The organism is Pseudomonas sp. LB3P81 (assembly GCF_054897965.1).
Genome location: NZ_JBUBVG010000001.1, coordinates 5,452,543 through 5,478,639, shown reverse-complemented (window position 1 = coordinate 5,478,639; position 26,097 = coordinate 5,452,543). Strand labels below are relative to the sequence as shown.

28 protein-coding genes and 1 pseudogene are annotated in these 26,097 nt (G+C 59.7%); 15 read left to right on the top strand and 14 right to left on the bottom strand.

Annotated elements, in window-relative coordinates; translation table 11 throughout:
- Window positions 1–76: 76 nt before the first annotated feature.
- The 4 genes and pseudogenes from ACYZTL_RS25450 to ACYZTL_RS25435 all read left to right on the top strand — a co-directional run.
- A complete protein-coding gene (locus ACYZTL_RS25450) occupies window positions 77–712 on the top strand; it encodes an RluA family pseudouridine synthase (protein WP_461954048.1) in 636 nt (211 codons plus the stop codon).
- A gap of 228 nt (window positions 713–940) precedes the next feature.
- Window positions 941–2,230, top strand: coding sequence for a M18 family aminopeptidase (locus ACYZTL_RS25445; protein ID WP_461954047.1), 1,290 nt, complete (start codon window positions 941–943; stop codon window positions 2,228–2,230).
- Between the two features lie 153 nt (window positions 2,231–2,383).
- Window positions 2,384–2,560 (top strand): hypothetical protein, encoded by a 177-nt coding sequence (locus ACYZTL_RS25440; protein ID WP_461954046.1) that lies wholly within the window; start codon window positions 2,384–2,386, stop codon window positions 2,558–2,560.
- Window positions 2,561–2,781: 221 nt separating this feature from the next.
- Window positions 2,782–3,231, top strand: a pseudogene (locus ACYZTL_RS25435) (mechanosensitive ion channel family protein); the annotation flags it as partial.
- Window positions 3,232–3,588: 357 nt separating this feature from the next.
- Here ACYZTL_RS25435 and ACYZTL_RS25430 read toward each other — a convergent pair.
- Both ACYZTL_RS25430 and ACYZTL_RS25425 read right to left on the bottom strand, forming a co-directional pair.
- Window positions 3,589–4,617: an IS110 family RNA-guided transposase gene (locus ACYZTL_RS25430; protein WP_461950982.1), complete on the bottom strand. Its 1,029-nt coding sequence runs from the start codon at window positions 4,615–4,617 to the stop codon at window positions 3,589–3,591.
- A 174-nt stretch (window positions 4,618–4,791) separates the two neighbouring features.
- Window positions 4,792–6,465, bottom strand: a complete 1,674-nt coding sequence (locus tag ACYZTL_RS25425) for a DEAD/DEAH box helicase (RefSeq protein WP_461954045.1) — start codon at window positions 6,463–6,465, stop codon at window positions 4,792–4,794.
- A gap of 421 nt (window positions 6,466–6,886) precedes the next feature.
- Between ACYZTL_RS25425 and ACYZTL_RS25420 the strand changes: the two genes are divergently transcribed.
- On the top strand, window positions 6,887–7,678 hold the full coding sequence (locus ACYZTL_RS25420) for a crotonase/enoyl-CoA hydratase family protein (RefSeq protein WP_461954044.1): 792 nt from the start codon (window positions 6,887–6,889) through the stop codon (window positions 7,676–7,678).
- A gap of 139 nt (window positions 7,679–7,817) precedes the next feature.
- Here ACYZTL_RS25420 and ACYZTL_RS25415 read toward each other — a convergent pair whose 3' ends face one another.
- Window positions 7,818–8,573 carry a spermidine synthase gene (locus ACYZTL_RS25415; RefSeq protein WP_461954043.1) on the bottom strand — a complete coding sequence of 252 codons (756 nt, stop codon included), beginning with the start codon at window positions 8,571–8,573 and terminating at the stop codon, window positions 7,818–7,820.
- Window positions 8,574–8,721: 148 nt separating this feature from the next.
- Between ACYZTL_RS25415 and ACYZTL_RS25410 the strand changes: the two genes are divergently transcribed.
- The gene (locus ACYZTL_RS25410; RefSeq protein ID WP_461954042.1) at window positions 8,722–10,068 is read left to right on the top strand and encodes a class II 3-deoxy-7-phosphoheptulonate synthase; all 1,347 of its coding nucleotides are present in this window, start codon (window positions 8,722–8,724) and stop codon (window positions 10,066–10,068) included.
- A gap of 102 nt (window positions 10,069–10,170) precedes the next feature.
- On the opposite strand, the gene ACYZTL_RS25405 is transcribed toward ACYZTL_RS25410, so the two are convergent.
- The gene (locus ACYZTL_RS25405; RefSeq protein ID WP_461954041.1) at window positions 10,171–11,394 is read right to left on the bottom strand and encodes a winged helix-turn-helix domain-containing protein; all 1,224 of its coding nucleotides are present in this window, start codon (window positions 11,392–11,394) and stop codon (window positions 10,171–10,173) included.
- Between the two features lie 64 nt (window positions 11,395–11,458).
- Complete coding sequence (locus ACYZTL_RS25400) at window positions 11,459–11,674, bottom strand: DUF1127 domain-containing protein (protein ID WP_008031420.1); 216 nt, start codon at window positions 11,672–11,674, stop codon at window positions 11,459–11,461.
- A 96-nt stretch (window positions 11,675–11,770) separates the two neighbouring features.
- Between ACYZTL_RS25400 and ACYZTL_RS25395 the strand changes: the two genes are divergently transcribed.
- Entirely contained in the window at window positions 11,771–12,625 is an 855-nt protein-coding gene (locus ACYZTL_RS25395; protein ID WP_461954040.1) for a LysR substrate-binding domain-containing protein, read from the top strand.
- Here the strand turns inward: ACYZTL_RS25395 and ACYZTL_RS25390 are convergent.
- Window positions 12,615–13,364: a sulfite exporter TauE/SafE family protein gene (locus ACYZTL_RS25390; protein ID WP_461954039.1), complete on the bottom strand. Its 750-nt coding sequence runs from the start codon at window positions 13,362–13,364 to the stop codon at window positions 12,615–12,617. The two genes, ACYZTL_RS25395 and ACYZTL_RS25390, sit on opposite strands and share 11 nt — an antisense overlap.
- 110 nt (window positions 13,365–13,474) lie before the next feature.
- On the opposite strand from ACYZTL_RS25390, the gene ACYZTL_RS25385 reads away from it, so the two are divergent.
- From ACYZTL_RS25385 to ACYZTL_RS25370, 4 genes are all read left to right on the top strand, one after another.
- On the top strand, window positions 13,475–14,431 hold the full coding sequence (locus tag ACYZTL_RS25385; protein ID WP_461954038.1) for a LysR family transcriptional regulator: 957 nt from the start codon (window positions 13,475–13,477) through the stop codon (window positions 14,429–14,431).
- 69 nt (window positions 14,432–14,500) lie between these two features.
- Entirely contained in the window at window positions 14,501–14,962 is a 462-nt protein-coding gene (locus ACYZTL_RS25380) for a MarR family winged helix-turn-helix transcriptional regulator (RefSeq protein WP_461954037.1), read from the top strand.
- 380 nt (window positions 14,963–15,342) lie between these two features.
- On the top strand, window positions 15,343–15,762 hold the full coding sequence (locus tag ACYZTL_RS25375; protein WP_214377271.1) for an organic hydroperoxide resistance protein: 420 nt from the start codon (window positions 15,343–15,345) through the stop codon (window positions 15,760–15,762).
- A 32-nt stretch (window positions 15,763–15,794) separates the two neighbouring features.
- The gene (locus ACYZTL_RS25370) at window positions 15,795–16,811 is read left to right on the top strand and encodes an alpha/beta hydrolase (protein ID WP_461954036.1); all 1,017 of its coding nucleotides are present in this window, start codon (window positions 15,795–15,797) and stop codon (window positions 16,809–16,811) included.
- A gap of 75 nt (window positions 16,812–16,886) precedes the next feature.
- On the opposite strand, the gene ACYZTL_RS25365 is transcribed toward ACYZTL_RS25370, so the two are convergent.
- Together ACYZTL_RS25365 and earP are read right to left on the bottom strand one after the other, a co-directional pair.
- Window positions 16,887–17,456 carry an elongation factor P gene (locus ACYZTL_RS25365; protein WP_007899917.1) on the bottom strand — a complete coding sequence of 190 codons (570 nt, stop codon included), beginning with the start codon at window positions 17,454–17,456 and terminating at the stop codon, window positions 16,887–16,889.
- Between the two features lie 48 nt (window positions 17,457–17,504).
- Window positions 17,505–18,647, bottom strand: a complete 1,143-nt coding sequence (earP, locus tag ACYZTL_RS25360) for an elongation factor P maturation arginine rhamnosyltransferase EarP (protein WP_461954035.1) — start codon at window positions 18,645–18,647, stop codon at window positions 17,505–17,507.
- A gap of 133 nt (window positions 18,648–18,780) precedes the next feature.
- Between earP and ACYZTL_RS25355 the strand changes: the two genes are divergently transcribed.
- Together ACYZTL_RS25355 and ACYZTL_RS25350 are read left to right on the top strand one after the other, a co-directional pair.
- The gene (locus ACYZTL_RS25355) at window positions 18,781–19,191 is read left to right on the top strand and encodes a hypothetical protein (RefSeq protein WP_461954034.1); all 411 of its coding nucleotides are present in this window, start codon (window positions 18,781–18,783) and stop codon (window positions 19,189–19,191) included.
- A 2-nt stretch (window positions 19,192–19,193) separates the two neighbouring features.
- Window positions 19,194–19,676: a GreA/GreB family elongation factor gene (locus tag ACYZTL_RS25350; RefSeq protein ID WP_461954033.1), complete on the top strand. Its 483-nt coding sequence runs from the start codon at window positions 19,194–19,196 to the stop codon at window positions 19,674–19,676.
- Window positions 19,677–19,685: 9 nt separating this feature from the next.
- Here the strand turns inward: ACYZTL_RS25350 and cysB are convergent, their stop codons facing one another.
- From cysB to ACYZTL_RS25325, 5 genes are all read right to left on the bottom strand, one after another.
- Window positions 19,686–20,660: an HTH-type transcriptional regulator CysB gene (gene cysB, locus ACYZTL_RS25345; RefSeq protein WP_007899921.1), complete on the bottom strand. Its 975-nt coding sequence runs from the start codon at window positions 20,658–20,660 to the stop codon at window positions 19,686–19,688.
- Between the two features lie 116 nt (window positions 20,661–20,776).
- Window positions 20,777–21,280, bottom strand: coding sequence for a universal stress protein (locus ACYZTL_RS25340; RefSeq protein ID WP_461954032.1), 504 nt, complete (start codon window positions 21,278–21,280; stop codon window positions 20,777–20,779).
- Window positions 21,281–21,374: 94 nt separating this feature from the next.
- A complete protein-coding gene (locus ACYZTL_RS25335) occupies window positions 21,375–22,280 on the bottom strand; it encodes a 5'-nucleotidase (RefSeq protein ID WP_461954031.1) in 906 nt (301 codons plus the stop codon).
- A gap of 25 nt (window positions 22,281–22,305) precedes the next feature.
- Window positions 22,306–23,262 carry a putative 2-dehydropantoate 2-reductase gene (locus ACYZTL_RS25330; RefSeq protein WP_461954030.1) on the bottom strand — a complete coding sequence of 319 codons (957 nt, stop codon included), beginning with the start codon at window positions 23,260–23,262 and terminating at the stop codon, window positions 22,306–22,308.
- On the bottom strand, window positions 23,259–23,645 hold the full coding sequence (locus ACYZTL_RS25325) for a thioredoxin family protein (protein ID WP_461954029.1): 387 nt from the start codon (window positions 23,643–23,645) through the stop codon (window positions 23,259–23,261). Before ACYZTL_RS25325 ends, ACYZTL_RS25330 begins: the two co-directional genes overlap by 4 nt.
- Between ACYZTL_RS25325 and ACYZTL_RS25320 the strand changes: the two genes are divergently transcribed.
- Together ACYZTL_RS25320 and ACYZTL_RS25315 are read left to right on the top strand one after the other, a co-directional pair.
- Entirely contained in the window at window positions 23,644–24,087 is a 444-nt protein-coding gene (locus ACYZTL_RS25320; protein WP_461954028.1) for a PilZ domain-containing protein, read from the top strand. The two genes, ACYZTL_RS25325 and ACYZTL_RS25320, sit on opposite strands and share 2 nt — an antisense overlap.
- Window positions 24,088–24,248: 161 nt before the next feature.
- Window positions 24,249–25,325: a 3-deoxy-7-phosphoheptulonate synthase gene (locus ACYZTL_RS25315; protein WP_461954027.1), complete on the top strand. Its 1,077-nt coding sequence runs from the start codon at window positions 24,249–24,251 to the stop codon at window positions 25,323–25,325.
- Between the two features lie 61 nt (window positions 25,326–25,386).
- On the opposite strand, the gene ACYZTL_RS25310 is transcribed toward ACYZTL_RS25315, so the two are convergent.
- Window positions 25,387–25,674: a GNAT family N-acetyltransferase gene (locus ACYZTL_RS25310; RefSeq protein WP_008057026.1), complete on the bottom strand. Its 288-nt coding sequence runs from the start codon at window positions 25,672–25,674 to the stop codon at window positions 25,387–25,389.
- Between the last annotated feature and the right edge of the window lie 423 nt (window positions 25,675–26,097).

Below are 26,097 nucleotides of genomic sequence, written 5' to 3'. Positions count from 1 at the left end.
TCGCAGCCTGCGGCAGCTCCTACATTGGACATTGGGGGCCTGAGCCGCCGTTGGCGTTTGTTACGAGGCTGTTTTAATGCCGCTGTCCAACATCCGCATCATCCATCAGGACGCCGCCGTACTGGTGGTGAATAAACCGACCCTGTTGCTTTCCGTCCCTGGCCGGGCCGATGACAACAAGGATTGCCTGATCACCCGCCTGCAAGAAAACGGCTACCCGGAAGCACGCATCGTCCATCGCCTGGACTGGGAAACGTCCGGCATCATTCTGCTGGCCCGCGACCCGGACACCCATCGCGAATTGTCTCGGCAATTTCACGACCGCGAAACCGAAAAGGCCTACACCGCACTCTGCTGGGGTCAACCGGAGCTGGACAGCGGCAGCATCGATCTGCCCTTGCGCTACGATCCGCCGACCAAGCCGCGCCATGTGGTGGACCACGAGTTCGGCAAAAACGCCCTGACGTTCTGGCGCGTACTCGAACGTTGCGGCGACTGGTGCCGGGTGGAACTGACGCCGATCACCGGCCGCTCCCATCAGTTGCGCGTGCACATGCTCTCCATCGGCCATCCGCTACTGGGCGACGGTCTTTATGCCCATGAGCAGGCGCTGGCCGCTTGGCCACGGCTGTGCCTGCACGCAAGCATGCTCAGCTTCACTCATCCTCAGACCGGCGAACGCCTGCGTTTCGAGTGCCCTGCACCGTTCTAGGCGCAATCACACGGTCAATATGTGGGAACGAGCCTGTGTGGCGAGGGAGCTTGCTCCCGCTGGATCGCGAAGCGGCCCCAAAAGCTTTGCGACTGCTTCGCAGCCGAGCGGGAGCAAGCTCCCTCGCCACACAGGCTCGCTCCCACAAGGGATCTTCCACATCAGCAGCCCACCGCCAATTCTCCGACCAATACGTTAAACTGGCGCCATTGCTGTCTGGAGCTACTTATGCGCGAAGAGTTGAACCAAGGCCTGATCGATTTCCTCAAGGCCTCCCCTACCCCGTTTCATGCCACTGCCAGCCTTGTTCAGCGCCTGGAAGCGGCGGGTTATCAGCGTCTCGATGAACGCGAGCCCTGGACCACCGAAGCCAACGGCCGTTACTACGTCACCCGCAACGACTCTTCGATCGTCGCAATCAAAATGGGCCGTCATTCACCGCTGCACGGCGGCATTCGCCTGGTCGGTGCCCACACCGACAGCCCCTGCCTGCGGGTCAAGCCCCAGCCGGAACTGCAACGCCAGGGTTTCTGGCAACTGGGTGTCGAAGTCTACGGCGGCGCGCTGCTGGCGCCCTGGTTCGACCGCGACTTGTCGCTGGCCGGCCGCGTGACCTTCCGCCGCGACGGCAAGGTCGAGAGCCAGTTGATCGACTTCAAGGCACCGATTGCGATCATTCCGAACCTGGCCATTCACCTCAATCGTGAAGCCAACATGGGCTGGGCGATCAACGCCCAGACTGAACTGCCGCCGATCCTTGCGCAGTTTGCCGGTGATGAGCGTGTGGACTTCCGTGCCGTGCTCACCAACCAGCTGGCGCTGGAACATGGCCTGAACGCCGATGTGGTGCTCGATTACGAGCTGAGCTTCTACGACACCCAAAGCGCGGCGATCATCGGCCTGCATGGCGACTTCATCGCCGGCGCGCGCCTGGACAATCTGCTGTCGTGCTACGCCGGACTGCAGGCTTTGCTGACGGCTGAAACCGACGAAACCTGTGTGCTGGTCTGCAATGACCACGAAGAAGTCGGCTCCTGCTCCGCGTGCGGCGCCGACGGCCCGATGCTTGAGCAGACCCTGCGTCGTCTGCTGCCTGAAGGTGACGAATTCGTACGCACCATTCAGAAATCCCTGCTGGTCTCGGCCGACAACGCCCACGGCGTGCACCCCAACTACGCTGACAAGCACGACGCCAACCACGGCCCGAAACTCAACGCAGGCCCGGTGATCAAGGTCAACAGCAACCAGCGTTACGCCACCAACAGCGAAACCGCCGGGTTCTTCCGCCATCTGTGCATGGCCGAAGAAGTGCCGGTGCAAAGCTTCGTGGTGCGCAGCGACATGGGCTGCGGCTCGACCATCGGCCCGATCACCGCCAGCCATCTGGGCGTGCGCACCGTGGACATTGGCCTGCCGACGTTCGCCATGCACTCGATCCGCGAGCTGTGCGGCAGCCATGATCTGGCGCACCTGGTGAAAGTGCTCAGCGCGTTTTACGCCTGCCAAGAGCTGCCATAACCCCGTAGGAGCTGCCGAAGGCTGCGATCTTTTGATTCTGCTTTAAAAACAGGATCAAAAGATCGCAGCCTTCGGCAGCTCCTACACACATCACCACCGGCCACCCAAAAGCCACCTAGACTTTAAATACCCCTTTCGACAAGGCAGTCGCTCATGATCTCTATGTCTGCATTCCACGCCATGCTGATCCCGATTCTGGGCGGGATGATCCTGCTGGCCGTCGGCTTCAATTTCCGTGACAAGAATGCCGGCGTGTTCGCGATGTGGATCGGGATGCTGACCATCCTCGCCACCGTGGTTTTCAAGATCCTCGCCAAACTCAACGAATAAATCCCTCCCCCCCCCGGCTCGCATTGATTTTGGCGGGCTCGTACACTCGGTCGATCTGCTCCTTTCAAGGTTGACCGCCTAGTGTTCGCTCGTCTTTTTGCCCTGCCGTGTTTTTTCCTCGTCTGCCTGATGGCGCTGCTGCCGATCATCCCCGCCCAGGCCACCGGTTTGCCGAGCCTGCTCAACGGCTCAGCGAAAACCCAGCCAGAGGCGCAAGAACCCTCGGCACCGCCGAAGGCCTGACCATTCGCACTGTGCGCCTGCGGGACATCGACGGCATCGTCCACACGATTCCGTTCAGCGAGATCAAAAGCATCAAGAACTACTCGCGGGAGTTCGGCTACGCGATCTTCCGGGTGGCGATCCCCTCGAACATGGACATTGATAACGCGATCAAACTGATGCGTGACGTCGGCCAGAAGATGCGCACCGATCCGCTGCAACGGCGCAATATCTGGTCGCCACTGGAGATACAAGGGGTCGAGAGTTTCGAGTCCGGCAACGCGATTCTTCGGGCCCGATTCAAGACCGCGCCGATCAAGCAATGGGAGGTTTCCCGGGCGTTCAACCTGTCCCTGAAACGGCACATGGACGAAGCCGGGCTCGATCTGGCGACACCACGCATGAGCGTGCAAGTGGTGACGGCGGGCGGAGGTCCAGTCGTGGAATAACCCCGCTCTTTGTAGGAGCGAGCTTGCTCGCGATGGACGCCAACGATTACGTATGCGGCCTGAATAAACGCGGTGCCTTGGCGTTTTTCGCGAGCAAGCTCGCTCCTACATCTATGGTTACCCCCTTTTCTGCAATACTGTTTTTGATACGTGTTTGGCTTGCTTTCATCTATCCGGCGTCTGAGTGGGGGGGTGTCCCCGCGCCTCGATGAGAATCGATGCCCAACGACCCTAATTAGTGGAACGGCCTTTCAGCCGTGTAGGAGCCCAGGGTTGTCGTCAGGCCGGTTGGCCGTTCACGTCATCAGTTATCCAGCATCGCAAAACCAGGTGGGTGGTGCTCGGGTGACAGCGGGGTCAGGCGTTCATCGCGGCTGGCCCCGCATCGAATTCAGTGTGGTGGGCTGCAATCGCCCAAGCGATTCGGGCCAGCTTGTTGGCCAACGCACAGACCACAAGGTTGGAGTGATGGCGGGACGCCAAGAGCTGGCGGACCCAGTCCGCCAAAGCGCCTTTTTGTCGATCCAGCTGTATCAAGTACACGCGGGCGCACTGGATGAGCAGGCGTCGCTGGTTTCGATCGCCACGTTTGCTGATACCCAGCAGCACGGTTTTGTCGCCCGTGGAATGTTGTTTGGGCACCAATCCGATGGAGGCCGCATAGCCGCGCCCGCATTTGAACTGCTTGCCATCACCGAGCTCGGCAGCCAGGGCGCTGGAGGTGATCGGGCCGACACACGGCATGGTCATCAAACGCGCCGCCAGATCATCTTCAGCGGCCTGGCATTCCACGTCTTTATCCAGCGCTTTGACCTGCCCATCCAGGTAATTGAAGTGCCCATGCAGCAGCATCAGATTTTTCTTGATGCGTTCAGAAAATGAACTCACCTCAAGCAACGCTGGAAGCTCTTTGATGGCTTTGAAGCCGGCGGCGAGACTGACGCCCACCTCCAGCAGGGCGGCGTGAATCCGATTGACGGTCGCCGTGCGGTCTTTAATGAACGACTCACGTAGCGAATTGGCCATGGCCAGCGCCTGCTGGGCTTGGGTTTTGGGTGGTACAAAACGCATCGTGGGCCGGGTCGCCGCCTCGCAGATCGCTTCGGCATCAGCGAAGTCGTTTTTGTTGCTTTTTACGTAAGGACGCACCAGATGAGGGGCAATGAGCTTGGGTGTATGCCCGAGCCTGGCGACCTCTTGCGCCATGAAGTGGGCGCCGCCACAGGCTTCCATCACGACGGTGCAGGGCGCGAGATTTGCGAGGTGCTGCGTGAGCGCCACCCGCGTAAATTTTTTACGGTAAAGCTCATGGCCGCGATCATCTTGCGCATGCAGGTGAAAGGTATGTTTTCCCAGGTCGATGGCGGCGATAGCTACGTTGTTCATGGCAATGATCTCCGATGAGCCCCCTGTGAAGGTTAGTGGGCGATCACAGGGGGCGGTGGGGGTAGCCATTTCATTAGTGGTCGTCAAACGCAGAGTTGCACCAAAAACGCAGGCAAAAAAATCCCCGAACCAGTCGGGGATTTTTTATGTTCGATCAATCAGCCCGAGAGCGGATCAATCTTCGCGATAGCGACGCAGCTTCAACTGCTTACCGGCAACGCGAGTGTCCTTCAGTTTGGTCAGCAGACGCTCCAGACCATCTTCCGGCAGCTCGACGAGGCTGAAGCTGTCACGCACCTGGATGCGACCGATCGCTTCGCGAGCCAGACCACCTTCGTTGAGGATGGCGCCCAGCAGGTTTTTCGCAGCGATACCATCACGCGCGCCCAGCGCGGTACGGCAACGGGCACGGCCTTCGGCCAATGGAACCGGAGCGCGACGCTCACGATCACCACGGTCCGGACGATCACCGGAACGCTCTGGACGATCGCCACGCGGTGCGTTGTTCGGCACCAGTGGACGTTCTTTCTCGATCGCAGCCAGGGTCAGCGCCTGAGCATTGGTTGCCTTGCGCAGCAGAGCAGCAGCCAGGGCACGCGGCGTGCAACCGATGTCGGCGGTCAGGCGATCCAGCAGATCACCGTGAGTCGACTCGGCATCGCCAACCAGCGGCGACAGGCTGTTGGTCAGTTTCTTGATGCGGGCATCGAGAACAGCCTGAGCGTCCGGCAGGCGAACTTCGGCAACTTTCTGACCGGTTACACGCTCGATCACTTGCAGCATGCGGCGCTCACGCGGAGTCACCAGCAGCAGCGCACGACCTTCGCGACCAGCACGGCCGGTACGGCCGATACGGTGAACGTAGGATTCCGGATCGTACGGCATGTCAACGTTGAACACGTGAGTGATGCGCGGAACGTCCAGGCCACGAGCGGCAACGTCGGTCGCCACAACGATGTCCAGACGGCCATCCTTGAGGGAGTCGATCACGCGCTCACGTTGGTTCTGGGCAATGTCACCGTTCAGCGCAGCGGCTTTGTAACCTTTGGCTTCCAGGGCACTGGCCAGGTCCAGGGTCGCTTGCTTGGTGCGCACGAACATGATCAGGGCGTCGAAGTCTTCGACTTCCAGCAGGCTCAATACAGCCGAGGTCTTCTGGTCAGCGTGAACCAACAGGTGAGCCTGTTCGATCGCGGTAACGGTCTGAGTCTTGGTCTGGATCTTCACGTGTTGCGGATCGCGCAGGTGGCGTTCGGCAATGGCACGGATCGACTGTGGCAGGGTGGCCGAGAACAGTACGGTCTGACGGGTCGCTGGCAGAGCCTTGAAGATGACTTCCAGGTCGTCCATGAAGCCCAGCTTGAGCATTTCGTCAGCTTCGTCGAGAACCAGGTGGTTCACGGTCGACAGGACTTTTTCGTCGCGACGCAGGTGGTCACACAGACGGCCCGGGGTGGCGACAACGATCTGTGCGCCGTTACGGATTGCTTTCAGTTGTGGGCCCATAGGCGCGCCGCCGTAAACGGCCACAACGGTAACGCCTGGCATTTGCTTGGCGTAGGTTTCGAAAGCGGTTGCTACTTGCAGCGCCAACTCACGGGTTGGCGCCAGGATCAGGGCTTGCGGCTCGCGCTTGGCAGGATCGATGCAATGCAGGATAGGCAGGGCGAACGCAGCGGTTTTACCCGTACCGGTTTGCGCCTGGCCAATCATGTCCTGGCCGGCCATGATGATCGGGATCGATTGCTGCTGAATAGCCGAAGGCTCTTCGTAGCCAGTCGCGATGACGGCTGCAAGAATATTCGGATTAAGATTAAAAGCGGCGAAGCCGCCGGTTTCCTGGGTCATGGGTCTGCCTCTAAGTGCATCCGCAAAGACCCATGCTCCAAAGCTGCGCATGCCGTGTAAGACTCAAGAGTCGCCCTGGCTGCTTTGTCGGCGGGGATTTGCGAAAACGAATGAATGAAAAAGATTCGTCAAGGGAGAGTCCGCTGTGCGGACGTGCAGCCGAAGCTGGCTTCGGGGAATTGCGCTACCTAAACGCGGCCCGGTTAAAGGCCGGCGCGCACTATACCGGAATTCGCCAAATAAGGGAGCATTATTTGTCGGAAATCTGACGCATACACCGTTGTGTCACAGGCTTTGCGGAGAATCGAACAGCCGTCTATTTTTCAAAGGCCCGGCCCTGCTGACGATGACGCTAAAACGGTTCACTCTGGTGACGCAGACCCACGGCCTCAAACACCCTTCCCACCCGAGGAATTCCTTGATGAATCAACCCGTTACCAGCCGTGTAAGCCGAGAACGGCACGGCCATGTCCTGTTGATCGGCCTGGATCGGGTGGCCAAGCGCAACGCCTTCGATCTCGACCTGTTCAATGCCCTCAGCCTGGCCTACGGCGAATTCGAAGCCGACAGCGAGGCGCGGGTGGCGGTGGTGTTCGGCCATGGCGAGCATTTCACCGCCGGGCTCGACCTGGTCAGCGCCAGCTCGGCGCTGGCGGAAGGCTGGCAAGCGCCGCCCGGGGGGTGCGATCCGTGGGGCGTGTTTGCAGGTCCCAGAGTCAGTAAACCGGTGATCGTCGCCGCGCAAGGCTACTGCCTGACCATTGGCATCGAGCTGATGCTGGCGGCCGACATTAACCTTTGCGCGAGCAACACCCGATTCGCCCAGAAAGAAGTACAGCGGGGAATCTTCCCGTTTGGCGGCGCGACGTTGCGCCTGCATCAGGTGGCAGGCTGGGGCAATGCCATGCGCTGGCTGCTGACCGGCGATGAATTCGATGCCCATGATGCGCTGCACCTGGGTCTGGTACAGGAAGTCATGGCCAGCGAGGATTTGCTGCCCCGGGCGATTGAGCTGGCGGAGCGGATTGCCCGGCAGGCACCGCTGGGGGTTCAGGCGACGTTGATGTCGGCGCGGCAGGCGCGTTATGAAGGGGAAACCGCGGCGGCGCAGGGATTGCCTATGCTGGTGAAGAAGTTGTTGGCGAGTGAGGATGCCAAAGAGGGTGTGCGCTCGATGATCGAAAAACGGCCGGGTGTCTTCAAAGGCTGCTGACAAGCCGGCTTCTGTGGCGAGGGAGCTTGCTCCCGCTGGGCTGCGAAGCGGCCCCAAAAATCCCGACTACCAAGAGATTTTGTGAGTGCTGCGCACTCAAGCGGGAGCAAGCTCCCTCGCCACAGGTGACCTCATTACATCAGGTCGCCGGGCGAATCGCTTTGATCAACGACTGCAACGAATACCCCAACTGCGGCGCCAAACCTTCAGCCCGAGCAACCAACCCATCCATGTCCAGGTCCTGATCCAGGTCCGAAGGCACGATCAGAATCACATTGCCCTCCTTCACCGGCAGCTCCCAGTAATGCCGGTGGTAAAGCCCACGCAACAACGCCGCGCCCAGCGGCTTGCCATCGTCGGTGGCCCACTGGTTGATGACCAGCCAGCCACCGGGATTCAGGCGTTTTTGACAGTTTTCCAGAAAATTCCAGGCCAGGTGCCCGACACCCGGCCCGACATCGGTATAGAGGTCGACGAAAATCAGGTCCGCCGGCTCGGCGGTATCGAGCAGTTCCAGCGCATCGCCAACCCGGATGTACAGCCGAGGATCGTCATCCAGCCCAAGGTATTCAATCGCCAGACGCGGCACGTCGGGGCGCAGTTCGATGGCCTCGACATCTTCCAGCGGCAGGAACTTCAGGCAGGCCTGGGTCAACGTGCCGGCACCGAGGCCGAGGAACAGCGCGCTTTCCGGTTGCTCGTGGCACAACGCACCAATCAGCATCGCCCGGGTGTAATCGTATTCGAGCCAGCTCGGATCAGCGGTGAACACACAGCTCTGTTCGATGGCATCACCGAACTCGAGAAACCGGTAATCGGCCACTTCCAGCACACGAATCACGCCGAACTCGTCCTGTACCTCGGCGAGCAGATGCTCGACGCGCTCCTCAGTCATTTCGTCTCCTGATCGTTACCGGGCCGGCAACGTAGTACACCGCAACATGAAGCGGCAAAGGCGCGATTGTCCGCGAAGCGACGGGAACAGGTCACGCACTAATTTGCTGATAATATGAACGTCCGAGCGTAAAACAACCGAGAACGTGATGAGCCAACCCTGGAGCCCTGACAGCTGGCGCGCCCTGCCGATCCAGCAACAACCCCATTACCCCGACGCGGCGCATTTGCTGCACGTCGAGCAAACCCTGGCCAGCTACCCGCCACTGGTGTTTGCCGGTGAAGCCCGGGAGTTGCGACGTCAGTTTGCCGAAGTCACCCAGGGTCGCGCGTTTCTGTTGCAGGGCGGCGACTGCGCCGAAAGCTTCGCCGAGTTCTCCGCCGCGAAAATCCGCGACACCTTCAAGGTGCTGCTGCAGATGGCGATCGTCATGACCTTCGCCGCCGGTTGCCCGGTGGTCAAGGTTGGGCGCATGGCCGGTCAGTTCGCCAAACCGCGCTCGGCCAACGATGAGACCATTGACGGCGTGACCCTGCCGGCCTACCGGGGCGACATCGTCAACGGCATCGGTTTCGACGAAAAAAGCCGCGTGCCGGACCCGGAGCGTCTGCTCCAGTCCTACCACCAGTCCACCGCCACCCTGAACCTGTTGCGTGCCTTCGCCCAAGGCGGTTTTGCCGACCTGCACCAAGTGCACAAGTGGAACCTGGACTTCATCGCCAACTCGGCGCTGGCCGAGAAGTACAGCCACCTCGCCGATCGCATCGATGAAACCCTGGCGTTCATGCGTGCCTGCGGCATGGACAGTTCGCCGCAACTGCGCGAAACCAGTTTCTTCACCGCCCACGAAGCACTGCTGCTGAACTACGAAGAAGCCTTCGTGCGTCGCGACAGCCTGACCAACGACTACTACGATTGCTCGGCGCACATGCTGTGGATCGGCGACCGCACCCGTCAGCTGGACGGTGCTCACGTCGAATTCCTGCGCGGGGTGAACAACCCGATCGGGGTCAAGGTCGGTCCGAGCATGAACCCGGAAGATTTGATCCGCCTGATCGACGTGCTCAACCCGGACAACGATCCAGGTCGCTTGAACCTGATCGCACGGATGGGCGCGAACAAGGTCGGCGATCACTTGCCGGCGCTGATCCGCGCGGTGCAGCGTGAAGGCAAACAAGTGCTGTGGAGTTCCGACCCGATGCACGGCAACACCATCAAGGCCAGCAGCGGCTACAAGACCCGCGACTTTGCGCAGATCCTCGGCGAGGTGAAGCAGTTCTTCCAGGTTCATGAAGCGGAAGGCACATACGCCGGTGGCATCCATATCGAGATGACCGGGCAGAATGTCACCGAGTGCATTGGTGGTGCGCGTCCGATTACCGAGGATGGGTTGTCGGATCGGTATCACACCCATTGTGATCCGCGGATGAATGCTGATCAGTCGCTGGAATTGGCGTTCCTCATTGCTGAAACTTTGAAACAAGTCCGGCGGTGAGTGTAGGAGCTGCCGCAGGCTGCGATCTTTTGATCTTGTTTTTGTTTTGATTCAGGACCGCTAAAAGATCGCAGCCTGCGGCAGCTCCTACCGGCGATGGCGTCAGCTCAGATGAGCCAATGCCACCCTCAACCGCTCCGCACTCACCCGCGGACAATTCAACTGCATTTGCTCAAGCCCCAACCAATCCGCCATCCGCCGCAGATTCACCGCCAACGCCAGCATCCCCTCATCATCCAGCCCCGGCTCCTCTTCGTGTACTGCGTGCACCGCCAACCGGTTCAATGCCCGCTCGGCCCGCAAATCCACCCGCGCGGCAATCCGTTCGTTGTGCAAAAACGGCAGCACGTAATACCCGTAAATCCGCTTGTCCGGCGGCGTGTAAATCTCCAGTCGATAGCGAAAATCGAACAACCGCTCGGTACGGCTGCGCTCCCAGATCAGCGAATCGAAGGGTGACAGCAACGCGCTCGCTTCCACTTTGCGCGGCACCTTCGGCTCCGGCAGACAAAACGCCGGTTGCCGCCAACCCTGCACGTCACAGGTCAGCAACTCACCCGCCTCCACCAGTTCCGCCAGACGCGGACGCGCATCAATGGGGCTTAAGCGAAAGTAGTCACGCAGGTCCTTTTCAGTCGCCACACCCAAGGCAATCGCCGCATGCAGCAACAGACCGCGCTGGGCCTCGGCTTCCGAGAGCAAAGGGTGCTGCAACACCGCCGAGGGAATAACCCGCTCCGGCAAATCATAAAGCCGCTCGAATCCGCGCCGCCCGGCCACGGTCACCTCACCGGCGGCGAACAGCCATTCCAGCGCATGCTTTTCCGCGCTCCAGTCCCACCACGGCCCTGCCCGCTCCTGACGGGTCGACAGACTCCCGGCACCCAGCGCGCCAAGTTCCCGAACCGAGCCGAGCACCCGGCGAATGGTGTCCTGCTGTTCACGCCCGAAACGGGCCAGTTGCTGATAGATATCTTCGCCACGGCTCGCGCGCAGCATGCGCCAGCGCATCAACGGGTACATCGACAGAGGCAGCAACGAGGCTTCATGGCCCCAGTATTCGAACAACGTACGTCGACGGCCCGAACTCCAGGCAGCCTGGTCGAGCAAGTCGGATGAGTAGTTGCCGAGGCGAGAAAACAAGGGAAGGTAGTGCGAACGCACCAACGCATTGACCGAATCGATCTGCAAAATGCCCAGCCGCTCGATCAGCCGATTGAGCTGAACCGCCTTGATCGCCGCCGGCGGCTGGCGCCCGTTGAACCCTTGGGCGGCCAGCGCCAGGCGTCGAGCCTGCTTGATGGAAAAGGACAGCGTTGCGGGCATGAGCATCTCCTTGTCTGCTCGCAACCTACCTCACCGGGAGACGGTTTGTGTAGTTGTGGGTTACTCATTTGTGCATCGGGTCATCCCAGAATGGGCGGACGGTTTCATGCTCGACATCCGCACGACTGAGCCCGATGTCCTTCAGCGCTTCGTCGCTCATGCCCGCCAACAACTCGCGTTCACGGTGCAATTCGTACCAGCGACTGATCTTGTGCAGCAAATCCGAGACGACGTGGATGGAATGTTTCTCTACCTCGACATAACCTTTTTGACCTTTCATCTTGTTGCCCTCCGTTTGGGATGGCTCAAGTGTCGCGCCGGGGCTAAGATCAATCCAACGAATGTTTCTTATGCAACACATCTCGGAGATTGATGAATGTCTGCCTACCCGAGTATCGACACTGACGTGCTGCGCACCTTTGTCGCCATCGCCGATCAGGGCGGTTTTACCCGCGCCGGAGAATTGGTCAACCGCACGCAATCCGCCGTGAGCATGCAGATGAAGCGGCTGGAAGAGGACGTGTTACAGCGCCAGTTGTTCCAGCGTGATGGCCGGCAGGTGCGGCTGACGGCTGAAGGCCAGGTGCTGCTGGGTTACGCCCGACGCATCCTCAAGTTACACAGTGAGGTGTTCAATACGTTGCGCGAACCGCACATGGTCGGCACGGTGCGCATCGGCACGCCGGACGATTACGTGATGCGTTTTCTGCCGGGGATTCTGCGGCGATTCGCCCAGTCGTATCCGCTGATCCAGATCGAGGTTCACTGCGAATCATCAAAACAATTGCTGCTGCGCCAGGATCTGGATCTGACGATCGTCACCCGAGAACCGGGCAACGAGATCGGCCAGTTGTTGCGCAAGGAACGTTTTGTCTGGGCCGAGGCGCAATGTTTCAGCGCTCATGAGCAAACGCCGCTGCCGCTGGCGATGTTCAACAGTGATTGCTTCTGCCGCTTATGGGCCTGCAATGCCCTCGATGCCATGGGTCGCGATTATCGCGTGGCCTACAACAGCGACAGCCTGTCGGCGATCATGGCGGTGGTCAGCGCTGGTCTGGCGGTGACCGCGCAACTGGAAAGCCTGGTCACCTCGGACATGCGCATTCTCGGTGAAACCGAAGACCTGCCGATCTTGCCAGAGGCGAGCATCATGCTGCTGCGCAACCTGCACAATCCGTCGCCGATCACCGAATGCCTGGCCGAACACATCGTCGAAGGGTTCAAACTTTAAAGGCGAGTGTCACTGCACAGAGCACCAGATAACCGCAGAACAGGCCACGCAGTAGCCGCTCTGGCAACGCATGGGCAATCTTCACGCCCCAACTGATGCTCAGCAGCCCGCCAATCGCCAAGGGCACGCCGATCATCCAGTCCACTTGATGGTGCGCGGCGTACGTCACCAGCGTAACGCCCGTGCTTGGCAATGCCAGTGCCAGCGACAACCCTTGGGCAACCACCTGACTGGTACCGAACACACTGGTCAGCACAGGTGTCGCCACCACCGCGCCGCCTACGCCAAACACCCCGCCCATGGTGCCGGATGCCGCGCCGAGCACGCCCAGCCATGGCCAGGGGTAATTCATCTTCGAAGCAGTCGCCGCGCTGGCGGAGAACATTCGGGCAAGGTTGAGGGCCGACAGTGCGATCAGGAACCCGACAAATCCCAGGCGCATGCTTTGCGCATCAATGCCCACCGCCCAGATGGAACCCAGCCAGGCGAAGCTGAACCCCATCGTGGCGAGCGGCAACGCATGGCGCCATTGAATTCGGTTGCGCTGCTGATACCGCCAGAGCGCCAGCATGACATTCGGCACCACCATCACCAACGCGGTGCCCTGGGCGATCTGCTGATCGAGCCCGAACAACACGCCCAGCAGCGGAATGGCGATCAAACCGCCGCCGATGCCAAACAGACCGCCGAGGGTTCCCAAGGCAGCGCCGAACACCAGGTACATCAAAAACTCGATCACGGCGATTTCCCTCCTTCTCAGGCAATTCATCCTACGCAGTCGGAGCTGGCGGGGAAACGCACAGCAACGCACAATGGCTATGCCAACTTCGCACAAGTGCTGACGACACCATGAATCCCAACCAATTGACCGACCAACTGGGTCTGTTTCTCGATGTACTGGAAACCGGCAGTTTCTCCGCCGCATCCCGCCGTCATCCGCTGACACCGTCGGCAGTGGCGCGACGCATCGACAGCCTGGAAAACGCCGTCGGCAGCCAGTTGTTCATCCGCAGTACCCACGCAGTGCGGGCGACGCCGGCCGGTTTGGCGTTCGCCGAGCGCGCGCGGCGTATCGTGGCGGAGTTGCAACTGGCCCGGGCCGAAGCGGTGTCCCTGAGCAGCGCGCCGGAAGGCCTGATTCGCATCGACGCGCCCGCCGCGTTCGGCCGGCGGCATCTGGCGCCGGTGATCGCTGATTTTTTGATGCTCTACCCCGGCCTCGACGTGCAACTGCACCTGATCGACAGTTTTGTCGACATGCAGGGTTTGAACCTGGGCAAGGTCGATCTGGTGCTGCGCGCCGGGCAAATGGCCGATACCCGGCTGGTGGCCACACCGCTGGCGAGCATGGTGCGCATCGCCTGCGCCAGCCCCGACTATCTGAAGCGTCGTGGCGTACCGACCGACCCAGCGCAGTTGATTGAACACGACGGCCTCGACTGGGATGGCCTCGCCCCGCCCTTCGCCTGGCGTTTCGAGCGGGATGGGCAAATGCACCTGCACCGCCCGGCGCGCATCCGCATGAGCGCTAACAATGCCGAGGCGCTGGTCTGCGGTGCGCTGGCCGGGCTGGGTATCGCGCACTTGCCGACCTGGCTGGCCAGCGAGTACCTGTTGCGCGGCGAACTGCTGCCGCTCTTCTGCGAAAACGGCCTGCCAGTACCGGAAACCACCGGTATCTATGCCTTGCGCCTGGAGCAACAACCCAATTCCCGCAGTCGCTTGCTACTGGAATACCTGAAAACCCGTTTCAGCCCGATTCCGCCGTGGGATCTGGCGCTGCAAAACACCCTCGACCGGCACTAGGTCAGAATTATCTGGCGCATTAAACATTCGCCCGCTAGATTCATGACGATCACAGATCAAGGTTTCAAAATGAACACCGAACGCAACACACGGGACAACTGCGACGACCTGCTGCTGGACAATCAGGCCTGCTTCGCCCTGCATTCCACCTCGCTGCTGATGACCAAGGTCTACAAGCCTTTGCTGCAAGCGCTGGGTCTGACCTATCCGCAATACCTGGCGATGATGGTGTTGTGGGAACAGGACGGTTTGACCGTAGGCGAAATCAGCACGCGCCTGCTGACCGATCCCGGCTCACTGACGCCACTGCTCAAACGCCTGGAAGTCGAAGGCTTGCTCAGTCGCACCCGCAGCCGCGAGGATGAGCGGGTGGTGATTGTCGAACTCACCGAACAGGGTCGCGCCCTGCGGGACAAGGCTCGCGGTATTCCCCAGTGCATCCTCGGCGCCAGCGGCATGACGCTGGAGAGGCTGCAGAAACTGCAAGCGGAGCTGCAAGCGCTCCGCAGCAATCTGCAAGATAGTCTCTGATCTAAAGAACACCACATGTCCAATGTGGGAGCGGGCTTGCTCGCGAAGGCGGTGTGACATTCAGCGTTTATGTTGACTGACACACCGCATTCGCGAGCAAGTCGAATCGTCGCACCGCCGCTCCCACATTTTGTTTTGCAGTGCTCTCACGAATCCGGTTCGCCCCCCTCCCCGAAAAAAATTCACCGTCCAAAAATCCTGCCTAAACCGCTCTGACTCAACAGTCTTTCCAGCAATCGCTCCGGCATTTTTCGACCCTCCTCAAACTTTTTTCAAAATTTATCTTGCGCGCAAAATATTAGCGCGATACATTCACTTCGCACTTACTTAGCGCGCAAACATTTAGCGCAAAACACCCAAACCCGAACGAGGCCTACACCATGCAAACTCTCTACACCGCAATCGCAACCTCCACTGGCGGCCGTGACGGTCGTGCGGTTTCCAGCGACAACATCCTCGACGTCAAACTCGCTACTCCAAAAGAACTCGGTGGTGCTGGCGGCGCTGCAACCAACCCTGAACAACTGTTCGCCGCCGGTTACTCGGCCTGCTTCATCGGTGCCCTGAAATTCGTCGCCAGCCAGACCAAACGCAGTATCCCGAACGACGCGTCGATCACCGCCCATGTCGGCATCGGCCAGATTCCTGGCGGTTTCGGTCTGGACATCGACCTGCACGTCAGCCTGCCAGGTCTTGAACAAGCCGATGCGCAATCCCTGGTCGACGCTGCCCACCAGGTCTGCCCGTACTCCAACGCCACCCGTGGCAACGTCGATGTGCGCCTGCACGTTACCGTCTAACTACTGATTCCAAGACCGAACAGGAAACGAACATGAACACTTTCAGCAAAGTCTTGACTGGTACCCTTCTCGCTCTGTCCATCCACAGCGCATTCGCCGGCGACGGGGTTGAACACAACACCCAGGCGTTCCTCGATGTACTGAATGCCGGCACCGGCAAACCGATGGAACAGCTTTCACCGAAAGATGCCCGGGCCATTTTGGTCGGCGCGCAAGCCGGGGTGAAACTGACGCTGCCAAAAGAGGACGTCAGCCAGAAGACCATTCAAGTCGACGGCCAACCGATCAGCCTGACCATCGTCCGGCCGGCCGGGGTCAAAGGCGAGCTGCCGGTGTTCATGTTCTTCCACGGCGGCGGCTGGGTGCTCGGGGATTTCCCGACCCACGAGCGGTTGGTTCGGGATCTGGTCACGGGCTCGGGTGCTGCGGCGGTGTTCGTCAATTACACCCCGTCGCCGGAAGCGCATTACCCGGTGGCGATCAACCAGGCTTATGCCGCGACCCAATGGGTGGCCGAGCACGGTAAAGAAATCAACGTCGACGGCAAGCGTCTGGCCGTGGCCGGCAACAGCGTCGGCGGCAACATGGCGGCTGTGGTTGCGCTGATGGCCAAAGACAAAGGCACTCCGGCGATCAAGTTCCAGGTGCTGTTGTGGCCGGTGACCGATGCAAACTTTGAAACGGCGTCTTACAACCAGTTTGCCGAGGGGCACTTCCTCACCAAAAACATGATGAAGTGGTTCTGGGACAACTACACAACCGACGCCAAGCAACGTAACGAGATCTACGCTTCGCCACTGCGGGCGACCACTGCCCAACTCAAAGGCTTGCCACCTGCACTGGTGCAGACGGCCGGCGCCGATGTGCTGCGTGATGAAGGTGAAGCCTACGCCCGTAAACTCGACGAGGCCGGCGTGCCGGTCACGGCGGTTCGCTACAACGGCCTGATTCACGATTATGGTTTGCTGAATGTGGTGAGCCAGGTGCCGGCGGTGCGCTCGGCGATGTTGCAAGCGTCTGAAGAGCTCAAGCAACACTTGAAGAAGTAACGCTTAAAGCAAAGATCTTGATGGCACAAAAAAGCCCGACTCAATGGTCGGGCTTTTTCATTCCTGAAGCGGTGCTTATTTAGCACGGCCTTTGTAGGAACCGCCTTCGCGGGTATCGATCTCGATCATGTCGCCGATTTCGATGAAGTCAGCAACCGACAGCTCGGTACCGTTCTTCAGTTTGGCAGGCTTCATCACCTTGCCGGAAGTGTCGCCGCGAGCGGAACCTTCGGTGTAGTCAACCTGACGCACGATAGTGGTCGGCAGTTCTACGGAAACCAGACGCTCTTCGAAGAAGATCGCTTCGCAAACATCGGTCATGCCTTCTTCAACGAAAGGCAGAACGGCTTCGATGTCTTCAGCGTTCAGCTCGTACATGGTGTAGTCGGTGGTGTCCATGAACGTGTAGGAGTCGCCGCTGATGAAGGACAGGGTCGCTTCTTTACGGTCGAGGATTACGTCGTCCAGTTTGTCGTCGGCGCTGTAAACGATCTCGGTCTTGTAACCGGTCAGCAGGTTTTTCAGCTTGGTCTTCATGATCGCGCTGTTACGACCCGACTTGGTGAATTCAGCTTTCTGAACCAGCCAAGGATCGTTTTCGAGACGGATCACCATACCGGGTTTCAGTTCTTTACCAGTTTTCATTGCGAATATCCGAATTTGGATGGGATTTACAAAAATCTAGGCCGCGTATCATATCCAATTTAGGTAAAACTGTACCAGCGCTGCGGCAAGATCTGCCTGCAAGGCTTGTTCCAGACACCACGCTTCGGCATGTTTTTGCAGTTCCGGCCAGTGTTTGCGGGTCGTCAGCCAGTGACCGGACATATCATGCCCGGCATTCCACGCACGCCAAAGCCCGCTTATCGCTTCGCGGGCAGGCGCGGACAAGCCTTTTGTGTACAGCGTCAGGAAGGCTTCGAGCTTGTCCAGGTGAATGTCTTCGTCCTGCCGATAGATGTGCCAGAGCAGTGGCCGGCCCGCCCACTGGGCACGGACAAACGAATCTTCGCCGCGCACGGCGTTGAAATCGCAGCACCAGAGCAAGTGATCGTATTGATCCTGTCGGACGAACGGCAGCACTTGCACGGTCAAGGCCTCGCGCACATGCACCGCGCCCGCCGCCAACCCATCGACACCGAGCCAACGCTCGACATCACCGAGAATCCGCCCTTCGGGCACCAACAGATGGGTGGGTGCCGAGTCGGCGGCCATCACCTCCAGCCAACTCGCCAGACCGGTATTCTCATAGGCAAACAGCGAGATCAGCTGCGCGCCTGGCGCGCGATCAATCCCTAACCCTTGCAGGAATTTTCGCTGAGCCTCGGGGCTTTGCTGAAATTGCCGGCGTCGCTCAAGCAATCCACTTTCACGCAGCAAGCCACCGGTGGCCTTCTGGAACCCCGGAAAGAAAAAGTACTTCTGCACGCTTTTGTACTTCACCGACGGCAAACCGTGGCAGCCGATGACCCAATCTTCGGCGCTCAGATAATCGAGGTTCATCCACAGTGGCGGCTTTTCCCGCGCGGCCATGGCGTCCATGTAGGCGCTCGGCAGTTGGCAGGCGAATGCGGCGATCACCACATCTGCGGCCTCGGTGGGCAACCAGTCAGTTGGCCATTGCCGGACTTCGACACCTTCCTGCCATTGCTGTGCGACATAAATGTCGATCTGCGGACAGATTCGCTCGAAGGCCCGCAAGTCATCGACCCATAAACGCACCTCCAGCGAATGCTCGGTGACCAGTTGTCGGGCCAGGCGCCAGGTCACGCCGATGTCGCCAAAGTTGTCGACCACGGCACAAAAAATGTCCCAGCTGCTTTTCATTTGAGGCATTTCAGGCATTCCAGGCTCCCGTTGGCAAAGGCGCCGATTGTCCGCATAAATTACTCCGTGCAGAAGAGCCGACGGCGATTAATCTTCATGCGACAATCGCCACTCGCCCGCGATCACCCGCCAGGAGGCAGTCATGCCCTACCGTCCCAACCCGCGCCGCCCCTTGCCGATTCAGCTCAATGCCCTGCAACTGACCGGTAGCATTGCCCTCGGATTGTGGCTGGGATTCCTCGCCATCGCGCTGACCTGCTGGCTCGCTTCCCGACTGTTGTTCAGCGAGCAATTGGCGCCGGTCGGGCAAGCGATAGAGCAACTGGCGAAACCACCCGTGGTCGCGCAACCGGTACCGGACATTCCACCGCAGAGCCCGCTGTTCGACCAGTACGAAGAGAACCTGCGCAAGAACGAGCAGCAGCAACGACTGGATCAGGCCCGCAGCACCAGCCGCAATCGGGCCAATCCGAAATGCCAGTTCTGGCTGCAACAGGACCAGACCGCGCCAAGCGAAAAAAGCCGCGCCAACGTCCTGCAATTCTGCGATTGATCATGAACAAGCATACTGTCCACCAACTGATTCTCGACAAGCTGCGGGTCGATCTCGACATCGCCGAGCGTGCCGCGCAAACCGCGTACGAAACCGCAACCCACGAAGAAAACATCGCCGAGAACAAGTACGACACGCTGGGGCTGGAGGCGTCTTATCTGGCTGCCGGGCAAGCCAGGCGCGTGGAGGAAATCAGGCATTCGTTGGTGCTGTGCCAGAACCTGACGCTGCGGCCTTACGACGAACAGCGCGGCATCGAAGTCGGCGCCCTGCTCGGTCTGGAAGACGAAAAGGGTCGTGAGCAATGGCTGTTTCTGGCCCCCGACGCGGCGGGCTTGAAGGTCGATCTGGTGGGGCAATGGATTACCGTCATCACCCCTCGCTCACCGCTGGGCAAAAGCCTGCTGGGCAAGTTCGAAGGGGACGAGGTGGAGATTCTGGTGGCGGGCGCTCGGCAACAGTTTTCTGTTACCGAGGTGGTTTAAAACCGGAGATTAATGGACCGGCAGTTCGACGCCGTCGAACAGCTCTTCCAGTTCCTGCTTGTTGTGGCACTGAATGGCTTTGGCCATGACTTCGCGGGTCAGATGCGGGGCGAACTTCTCGATGAAGTCGCACATGAAGCCACGCAGGAAGGTGCCGCGACGGAAACCGATTTTGGTGATGCTGGATTCGAACAATTCGCTGGCGTCGAGCACCACCAGATCACTATCGAGCTTGGTATCGACCGCCATTTTCGCCACGATGCCCACGCCCAGACCCAGGCGAACGTAAGTCTTGATCACGTCGGCGTCGGCCGCGGTGAACACCACTTTCGGCGTCAGTCCGCGATGGCTGAACGCTTCGTCGAGTTTCGAACGGCCGGTGAAACCGAACACGTACGTCACGATCGGGTATTCGGCCAGCGCTTCGAGGGTCAGCTTCGACAGCTTGGTCAGCGGATGGCCCTGAGGCACGACCACGCAGCGGTTCCAGCGGTAGCACGGCATCATCACCAGATCACCGAACAGCTCCAGGGCTTCGGTGGCGATGGCGAAATCGACAGTGCCGTCTGCGGCCATTTCGGCGATCTGCATCGGCGAACCCTGGTGCATGTGCAGCGCAACGTCCGGGTATTGCTTGATGAAATTGCTGATCACCGGCGGCAACGCATAACGCGCCTGGGTGTGCGTGGTGGCGATCGACAGGGTGCCTTTCTTCTCGTTGGAGAACTCCTGAGCGATCTGCTTGATGCTTTCAACCTTGCGCAGAATCTCGCCGGCGGTGGTGATGATGCGCTCGCCGGCCGGGGTGACGCGGGTCAGGTGCTTGCCGCTGCGAGCAAAAACCTCGACGCCCAATTCGTCTTCCAGCAGACGGATCTGCTTGCTGATGCCCGGTTGCGAGGTGTAAAGGCTTTGGGCTGTAGCGGAAACGTTGAGGTCGTGGTGCGCCACTTCCCAGATGTAGCGCAATTGTTGGAGCTTCATATGAATCCCTCAAAGCAGGTAGACGCCACGGGCATCAGCGACGGTATATAACTATATTAATGGTTTGAAGAATAAATCTAGAACTTTTTATCAAACTGCCACTATTACTGCCACTATTAGCGATCCCCTTGGCGACGGCGCTCCACCAGCGGCACCAGATAGACCGGGACCCGAGCCAACTGCAACACCCGCGCTGCGGTCCTGCCCAAAGGCGTTTCCGCGCCAGCACCATGGCTATGACTACCTACGATCAACAAATCCACGGAGAGTTTCTGCACCTGGTCGAGAATCACCTGCGACGGATCGCCCTGAAGCACCCGCACCGCTTTTATCCGCTCCAGGTCCTGCTCCCCTTCATCTCCCAGCTCTTCACGAAAGCTGTCGAGCACGCGCTGCTCGATACTGGCGATCACCGTGTTCAAGCCCTGACTGTGAAATTCGTTCAGTGCCTGCTCGTCGAGATAGCTCTGCAGCACCGATTCGGCAAACAGCCCCATGGGTTCGACGGCGTGCACCACATACAAGTCAGCATTGAATGTTCGAGCCAGCGCCAACGCATGCTGCATCACCAAAGGGGCGTACAGGCCGAGGTCAGTGGCATAGAGCATCGAACGAATCATATGACCTCCTCGAGTGCCAACATGGCGGAGATTGATTCAGCTTAGCAGTGCCTTGGCGAGTACGACGTCCCGCGTAACGCGTTGAACGGCGGGCTTAAACCTTTTGCTCGTTGCTTATGCCATGAGGCACATGGCCGGTAGCGACCACCTCGCGGGCCAACTCGCAATGGCCTGCCTGATCGTCGAAAAACACGTCGGCGGCAAAGGCTTCGAGGAAAGCGGATTTGGTCAGTCCGCCTAGGAACAACGATTCATCCAGGCGGATGTCCCACTCGCGCAACGTGCGGATCACCCGCTCATGGGCCGGCGCCGAACGGGCGGTGACCAGCGCGGTGCGGATCGGACAGGCGTCCTCCGGGAACTCGCGCTGCAACAGATTAAGCGCCGCGAGAAAGCCTTTGAACGGCCCTCCGCGCAGTGGCTCGCGGGCGCTTTCGCGTTCACTGGCCTGAAACGCTTCCAGGCCGCCCGCCTGATAAACACGCTCCGACTCGTCGGAAAACAGCACCGCGTCACCGTCGAAGGCAATCCGTAATTCATCGCTCGCAGCACGGCTGGCACCGCCCGACAGAATGGTCGCCGCGGCGAAACCGGCATCCAGCGCACTGCGCACGTCTTCGGCGTGGGTCGACAGAAACAGATCGCAATCAAACGCTTTGAGATACGGGTACGGACTGCGCCCACCGACAAACGCCGCCCGGGAAATCGCCAGTCCGTAATGATGAATCGAGTTGAACACCCGCAGCCCGGTGTCGGCGCTGTTGCGCGACACCAGGATCACCTCGACCCTGGCGCGGCCGAGGCTGGTATTGAGGCTGAGGAGTTTTTCAACGAGCGGGAATGCATCGCCGGGCTCGAGGATTTCGTCTTCGTGTTCGATCTGATATTGCCGGTAAGCCTCGACGCCGCTCGACAGGTAAACCTTGTGGCTTTCGCTCAGGTCGAACAGCGCGCGCGAAGAAATCGCCAGCACCAGTTTGTCGTCAATCGTCTTTGCCATGCCCTTCCCCCTCGGGTTGATCGACTCAGGTGTTACGTCGATCGATAAAACTCAAACTGCGATACAACGCTTCGATCCGCGGCAATTCGCAGCCGGCGGCCTTGGCTGCCGCCAGTGGCCGGGCGTAAATCGCCGCCAGTTCCAGTGGTCGCTTGTGCAGAAAATCGTGGTACATGCTCGGCCAGTAGTCCGGCATTTTTTCGGTCATCATGAACAAATAGTCCGCGTAACCGGCCGGTATGTCGTGACCGCAGGCCTTGGCGCCCTGCACCACTTCGGCCATCAAGGCCTTGATCAGTTCCCGGCTGTCGGCATCGGCCATCAACGGCGTGGTGCCTGCACCGAGCAGTACCGACAGGCCGTTGTAAGGGATATTCCAGACCAGTTTCTGCCAGCGCGCCTGATGCAGGTTCGGCATGGCCTGGGAGTCGATGCCGGCGCTGCGGAACAACCCGGCGCCCTCCTCGACAATCGCCATGCGCGCCGCCTCATCCGCGGCGGGTCCACTGTGGTAGCCGACATTCACCGCGCCAAGGGCCTGATGGGTGATCGCACCCGGGCCGGTGCGATGGACGCAGATCAGGCAGAGCCCGCCGAGCAGGTGCAGGGAATCCGGGAGCAAGGCTCGCAGACTGTCTTCGACATCCAGGCCGTTTTGCAGCAACAGCACCTTCGCGTTCGGTGCCGCCGCTTGAATGATCGCCGGCGCCAGATCGGCATTGCTGGTGGTCTTCGCGCCCACCAGCAACCAGTCGCAGGGCGGCATGTCTTCGGCCGACGAATAGGCTTGAACCGGATTCAACGTCAGCGCACCGTGCACCGCGCTGTCGAGTTGCAACCCGCGTTCGGCCACCGCTGAAAATTCGCTGCGCAACAGAAAATGCACATCGAAACCGGCACGCGCCAGCATCAACCCGTAGAAACCACCGATCGCACCGGTTCCGATAACACCGATGGTCGGCCTGGAAACTGCACCCGTCATGGCAACTCCTCTGCTGTTCTGGTCAGCGCCTGACCCACGGCCACATTGAGCTCTGTACTGGTCAGGCGCGATTTTAGTGCCCCGAAAAACTCACCGTCGCGCACGACAAACAGCGCCGGCAAATGAAAGACCTGATAACGCTCGACCACCCCGCCATTGTCCCCGGCATCGATCCAACACAAGCGGTCGACGTGCAGATCGAGCCTTGGCAATTGCTCACGGGCAAAACGGCAGCCGGCGCAGCCGACGCTGGTGAAAATAACCAGCGATACGCCGCTCATCGCCAGCAACCGTTGGTCGGCGTCGAAATCGGTCAGTTCCGATTCGACCACTATACTGGGGGAAACAATGTCAGATGGCCGACACATGGAGTCCGTGCTCATGGGACGTTTTATTCCTCATCCTGACGATGTGCCCGTCGAATTAACGTTGCTGAAACCTGAGTGTATTTCACGACAACAGCTGCACACTATCAGCCTCGGGGGCATGGCTTGCAATTACCACCGCGCCTGGCGTCACGGTACGGCGCTGGAAGTTCGCATGCCGACCTTGAACCCCGATTTGCGTTTTCTGGGCTACGTAGCCTGGTGCCTGCGACGCAAACGCGGTTTCCTCGTGGGCATTGCCTTTGTTGACGAGCAGATGATGTTCAGTGCCCGGATGGGCGAACAGGTGTGCCAGATCGAACGTTACTGTCGCCTGCATGAAGTCCACGACGACCTGCAGGAAACCCAGGCGCTGGCCCTCGAATGGGTCCAGCAACACGCCGACGAGTTCTCCCACGACACTGTTCGCAAGGCATTTGCACATGCAGTGATGGACTAAAGGGCGCTCTCAATTGTCGGGAATGCCCCTTAAACCGGCGTCTGCCCATTGTCGAGCCACGGTGTAACGCGCTAAGGTTCCGCTCCCCGACGCGCTTAATTTGCTGTGCTCCGCCGCGCGGGTTCGCTGGCGGCCGGCACCCGTGACCTGACGAGTAAACGATGGCTGATTTACCGATCAACGACCTAAACGTCGCCTCCAACGAGACGCTGATCACTCCTGACCAGCTCAAGCGCGATATTCCTCTGAGCGACGCTGCCCTGCGCACCGTCACCAAGGGCCGCGAAGTCATTCGCAACATTCTGGATGGCACCGACAACCGTCTGTTTGTCGTTATCGGGCCGTGCTCGATCCACGACATCAAGGCTGCCCACGAATACGCCGAGCGTCTGAAGGTGCTCGCTGCGGAAGTGTCCGATACCCTGTATCTGGTCATGCGCGTGTATTTCGAGAAGCCACGCACCACTGTCGGCTGGAAAGGCTTGATCAACGACCCGTACCTGGACGACTCGTTCAAGATTCAGGACGGTCTGCACATCGGTCGTCAGCTGCTGCTGGACCTGGCCGAGATGGGCCTGCCAACTGCGACCGAAGCCCTCGACCCGATCTCCCCGCAGTACCTGCAGGACCTGATCAGCTGGTCGGCCATCGGCGCGCGCACCACCGAATCCCAGACTCACCGTGAAATGGCGTCCGGCCTGTCTTCGGCCGTCGGCTTCAAGAACGGCACCGACGGCGGCCTGACGGTGGCGATCAACGCCCTGCAATCGGTTTCCAGCCCGCATCGTTTCCTGGGGATCAACCAGGAAGGCGGCGTGTCGATCGTCACCACCAAGGGCAATGCCTACGGCCACGTGGTGCTGCGCGGCGGCAACGGCAAGCCGAACTACGATTCGGTCAGCGTCGCACTGTGCGAGCAGGCGCTGAACAAGGCGAAGATCAAGCCGAACATCATGGTCGATTGCAGTCACGCCAACTCCAACAAGGACCCGGCACTGCAACCGCTGGTGATGGAGAACGTCGCCAACCAGATCCTCGAAGGCAACCAGTCGATCATCGGCCTGATGGTCGAAAGTCACTTGAACTGGGGCTGCCAGGCCATCCCGAAAGACCTCGCCGACCTGCAATACGGCGTGTCGATCACCGATGCCTGCATCGATTGGTCCGCTACCGAAAACACCTTGCGCAGCATGCATGCCAAGCTCAAGGACGTGCTGCCGAAACGCGATCGCACCTGATCACTTTTCAGCGCACAAAAAAAACGCCGGGCTAAACCCGGCGTTTTTTTATGCGTTCGTTTTACTGGCTCAGCTTGGCCGCATGCCGCTGGTGACGTTCCATGTAGCGCTCCACGTAGGAACACGAAGGAATGACGGTGTAGCCCATTTCCTCTGCGTACTCCAGCGCCTTCTCGGTCAAGGCTGCCGCAATGCCGCGACCACGCAATGCATTGGGCACAAAGGTGCGATAGATATCCAGGGTCTGTTTCCCCAGATCCATATAGGTCAGGTAGGCACGATGACCGTCCACATTGGTCTCGAACTGATGACCAGCCTGGTCATGGTGGATGGACAACGCCTCACTCATCACTACTCCTCGCGGGTCTTTTTTCTGACCCCTACCTTACCGATGTTTTTCCGGCGAAGGAACATCTACGCCACCCCGTGCCTGAATGGACACCGAGAAGAGCTGCACCGATCTCGCGCTACCGAGCACGTATCAAATAGTAGGCGCCATTGGCAGAAATGCTCAAGGCACGCTCGTCATCACGCATGGTTGGGCAGGTGCCGCTCCGGGGGTTACGCAGGGACGGCTCGACCGAAGATCTCGGGTGGTCGATCGCCTGAACATTGCCGGATGTTGAGACTTAAGACGAGCGCCCTTCTTTTAAGTCACCTCAACTAGGAGAAAGATATGAGAGGTGCCGCGCAAATCCCGAACAAAAGTGTAGTCGAATCCATGTAGACAGACTTTAGCCAAGACCGCGAAAACAGTCGCGGCAGCCGGGAA

What these genes read in the sequence shown, in the direction of transcription:
- ACYZTL_RS25375 (WP_214377271.1), top strand. Translation starts at nt 15,343, where the DNA reads ATGCAAACTCTCTACACCGCAATCGCAACCTCCACTGGCGGCCGTGAC.
- ACYZTL_RS25380 (WP_461954037.1), top strand. Translation starts at nt 14,501, where the DNA reads ATGAACACCGAACGCAACACACGGGACAACTGCGACGACCTGCTGCTG.
- ACYZTL_RS25410 (WP_461954042.1), top strand. Translation starts at nt 8,722, where the DNA reads ATGAGCCAACCCTGGAGCCCTGACAGCTGGCGCGCCCTGCCGATCCAG.
- ACYZTL_RS25330 (WP_461954030.1), bottom strand. Translation starts at nt 23,262, where the DNA reads ATGACGGGTGCAGTTTCCAGGCCGACCATCGGTGTTATCGGAACCGGT.
- ACYZTL_RS25325 (WP_461954029.1), bottom strand. Translation starts at nt 23,645, where the DNA reads ATGAGCACGGACTCCATGTGTCGGCCATCTGACATTGTTTCCCCCAGT.
- ACYZTL_RS25450 (WP_461954048.1), top strand. Translation starts at nt 77, where the DNA reads ATGCCGCTGTCCAACATCCGCATCATCCATCAGGACGCCGCCGTACTG.
- ACYZTL_RS25400 (WP_008031420.1), bottom strand. Translation starts at nt 11,674, where the DNA reads ATGAAAGGTCAAAAAGGTTATGTCGAGGTAGAGAAACATTCCATCCAC.
- ACYZTL_RS25440 (WP_461954046.1), top strand. Translation starts at nt 2,384, where the DNA reads ATGATCTCTATGTCTGCATTCCACGCCATGCTGATCCCGATTCTGGGC.
- cysB (WP_007899921.1), bottom strand. Translation starts at nt 20,660, where the DNA reads ATGAAGCTCCAACAATTGCGCTACATCTGGGAAGTGGCGCACCACGAC.
- ACYZTL_RS25415 (WP_461954043.1), bottom strand. Translation starts at nt 8,573, where the DNA reads ATGACTGAGGAGCGCGTCGAGCATCTGCTCGCCGAGGTACAGGACGAG.
- ACYZTL_RS25365 (WP_007899917.1), bottom strand. Translation starts at nt 17,456, where the DNA reads ATGAAAACTGGTAAAGAACTGAAACCCGGTATGGTGATCCGTCTCGAA.
- ACYZTL_RS25425 (WP_461954045.1), bottom strand. Translation starts at nt 6,465, where the DNA reads ATGACCCAGGAAACCGGCGGCTTCGCCGCTTTTAATCTTAATCCGAAT.
- ACYZTL_RS25445 (WP_461954047.1), top strand. Translation starts at nt 941, where the DNA reads ATGCGCGAAGAGTTGAACCAAGGCCTGATCGATTTCCTCAAGGCCTCC.
- ACYZTL_RS25370 (WP_461954036.1), top strand. Translation starts at nt 15,795, where the DNA reads ATGAACACTTTCAGCAAAGTCTTGACTGGTACCCTTCTCGCTCTGTCC.
- ACYZTL_RS25395 (WP_461954040.1), top strand. Translation starts at nt 11,771, where the DNA reads ATGTCTGCCTACCCGAGTATCGACACTGACGTGCTGCGCACCTTTGTC.
- ACYZTL_RS25355 (WP_461954034.1), top strand. Translation starts at nt 18,781, where the DNA reads ATGCCCTACCGTCCCAACCCGCGCCGCCCCTTGCCGATTCAGCTCAAT.
- earP (WP_461954035.1), bottom strand. Translation starts at nt 18,647, where the DNA reads ATGCCTCAAATGAAAAGCAGCTGGGACATTTTTTGTGCCGTGGTCGAC.
- ACYZTL_RS25405 (WP_461954041.1), bottom strand. Translation starts at nt 11,394, where the DNA reads ATGCCCGCAACGCTGTCCTTTTCCATCAAGCAGGCTCGACGCCTGGCG.
- ACYZTL_RS25335 (WP_461954031.1), bottom strand. Translation starts at nt 22,280, where the DNA reads ATGGCAAAGACGATTGACGACAAACTGGTGCTGGCGATTTCTTCGCGC.
- ACYZTL_RS25420 (WP_461954044.1), top strand. Translation starts at nt 6,887, where the DNA reads ATGAATCAACCCGTTACCAGCCGTGTAAGCCGAGAACGGCACGGCCAT.
- ACYZTL_RS25320 (WP_461954028.1), top strand. Translation starts at nt 23,644, where the DNA reads ATGGGACGTTTTATTCCTCATCCTGACGATGTGCCCGTCGAATTAACG.
- ACYZTL_RS25430 (WP_461950982.1), bottom strand. Translation starts at nt 4,617, where the DNA reads ATGAACAACGTAGCTATCGCCGCCATCGACCTGGGAAAACATACCTTT.
- ACYZTL_RS25340 (WP_461954032.1), bottom strand. Translation starts at nt 21,280, where the DNA reads ATGATTCGTTCGATGCTCTATGCCACTGACCTCGGCCTGTACGCCCCT.
- ACYZTL_RS25350 (WP_461954033.1), top strand. Translation starts at nt 19,194, where the DNA reads ATGAACAAGCATACTGTCCACCAACTGATTCTCGACAAGCTGCGGGTC.
- ACYZTL_RS25310 (WP_008057026.1), bottom strand. Translation starts at nt 25,674, where the DNA reads ATGAGTGAGGCGTTGTCCATCCACCATGACCAGGCTGGTCATCAGTTC.
- ACYZTL_RS25385 (WP_461954038.1), top strand. Translation starts at nt 13,475, where the DNA reads ATGAATCCCAACCAATTGACCGACCAACTGGGTCTGTTTCTCGATGTA.
- ACYZTL_RS25315 (WP_461954027.1), top strand. Translation starts at nt 24,249, where the DNA reads ATGGCTGATTTACCGATCAACGACCTAAACGTCGCCTCCAACGAGACG.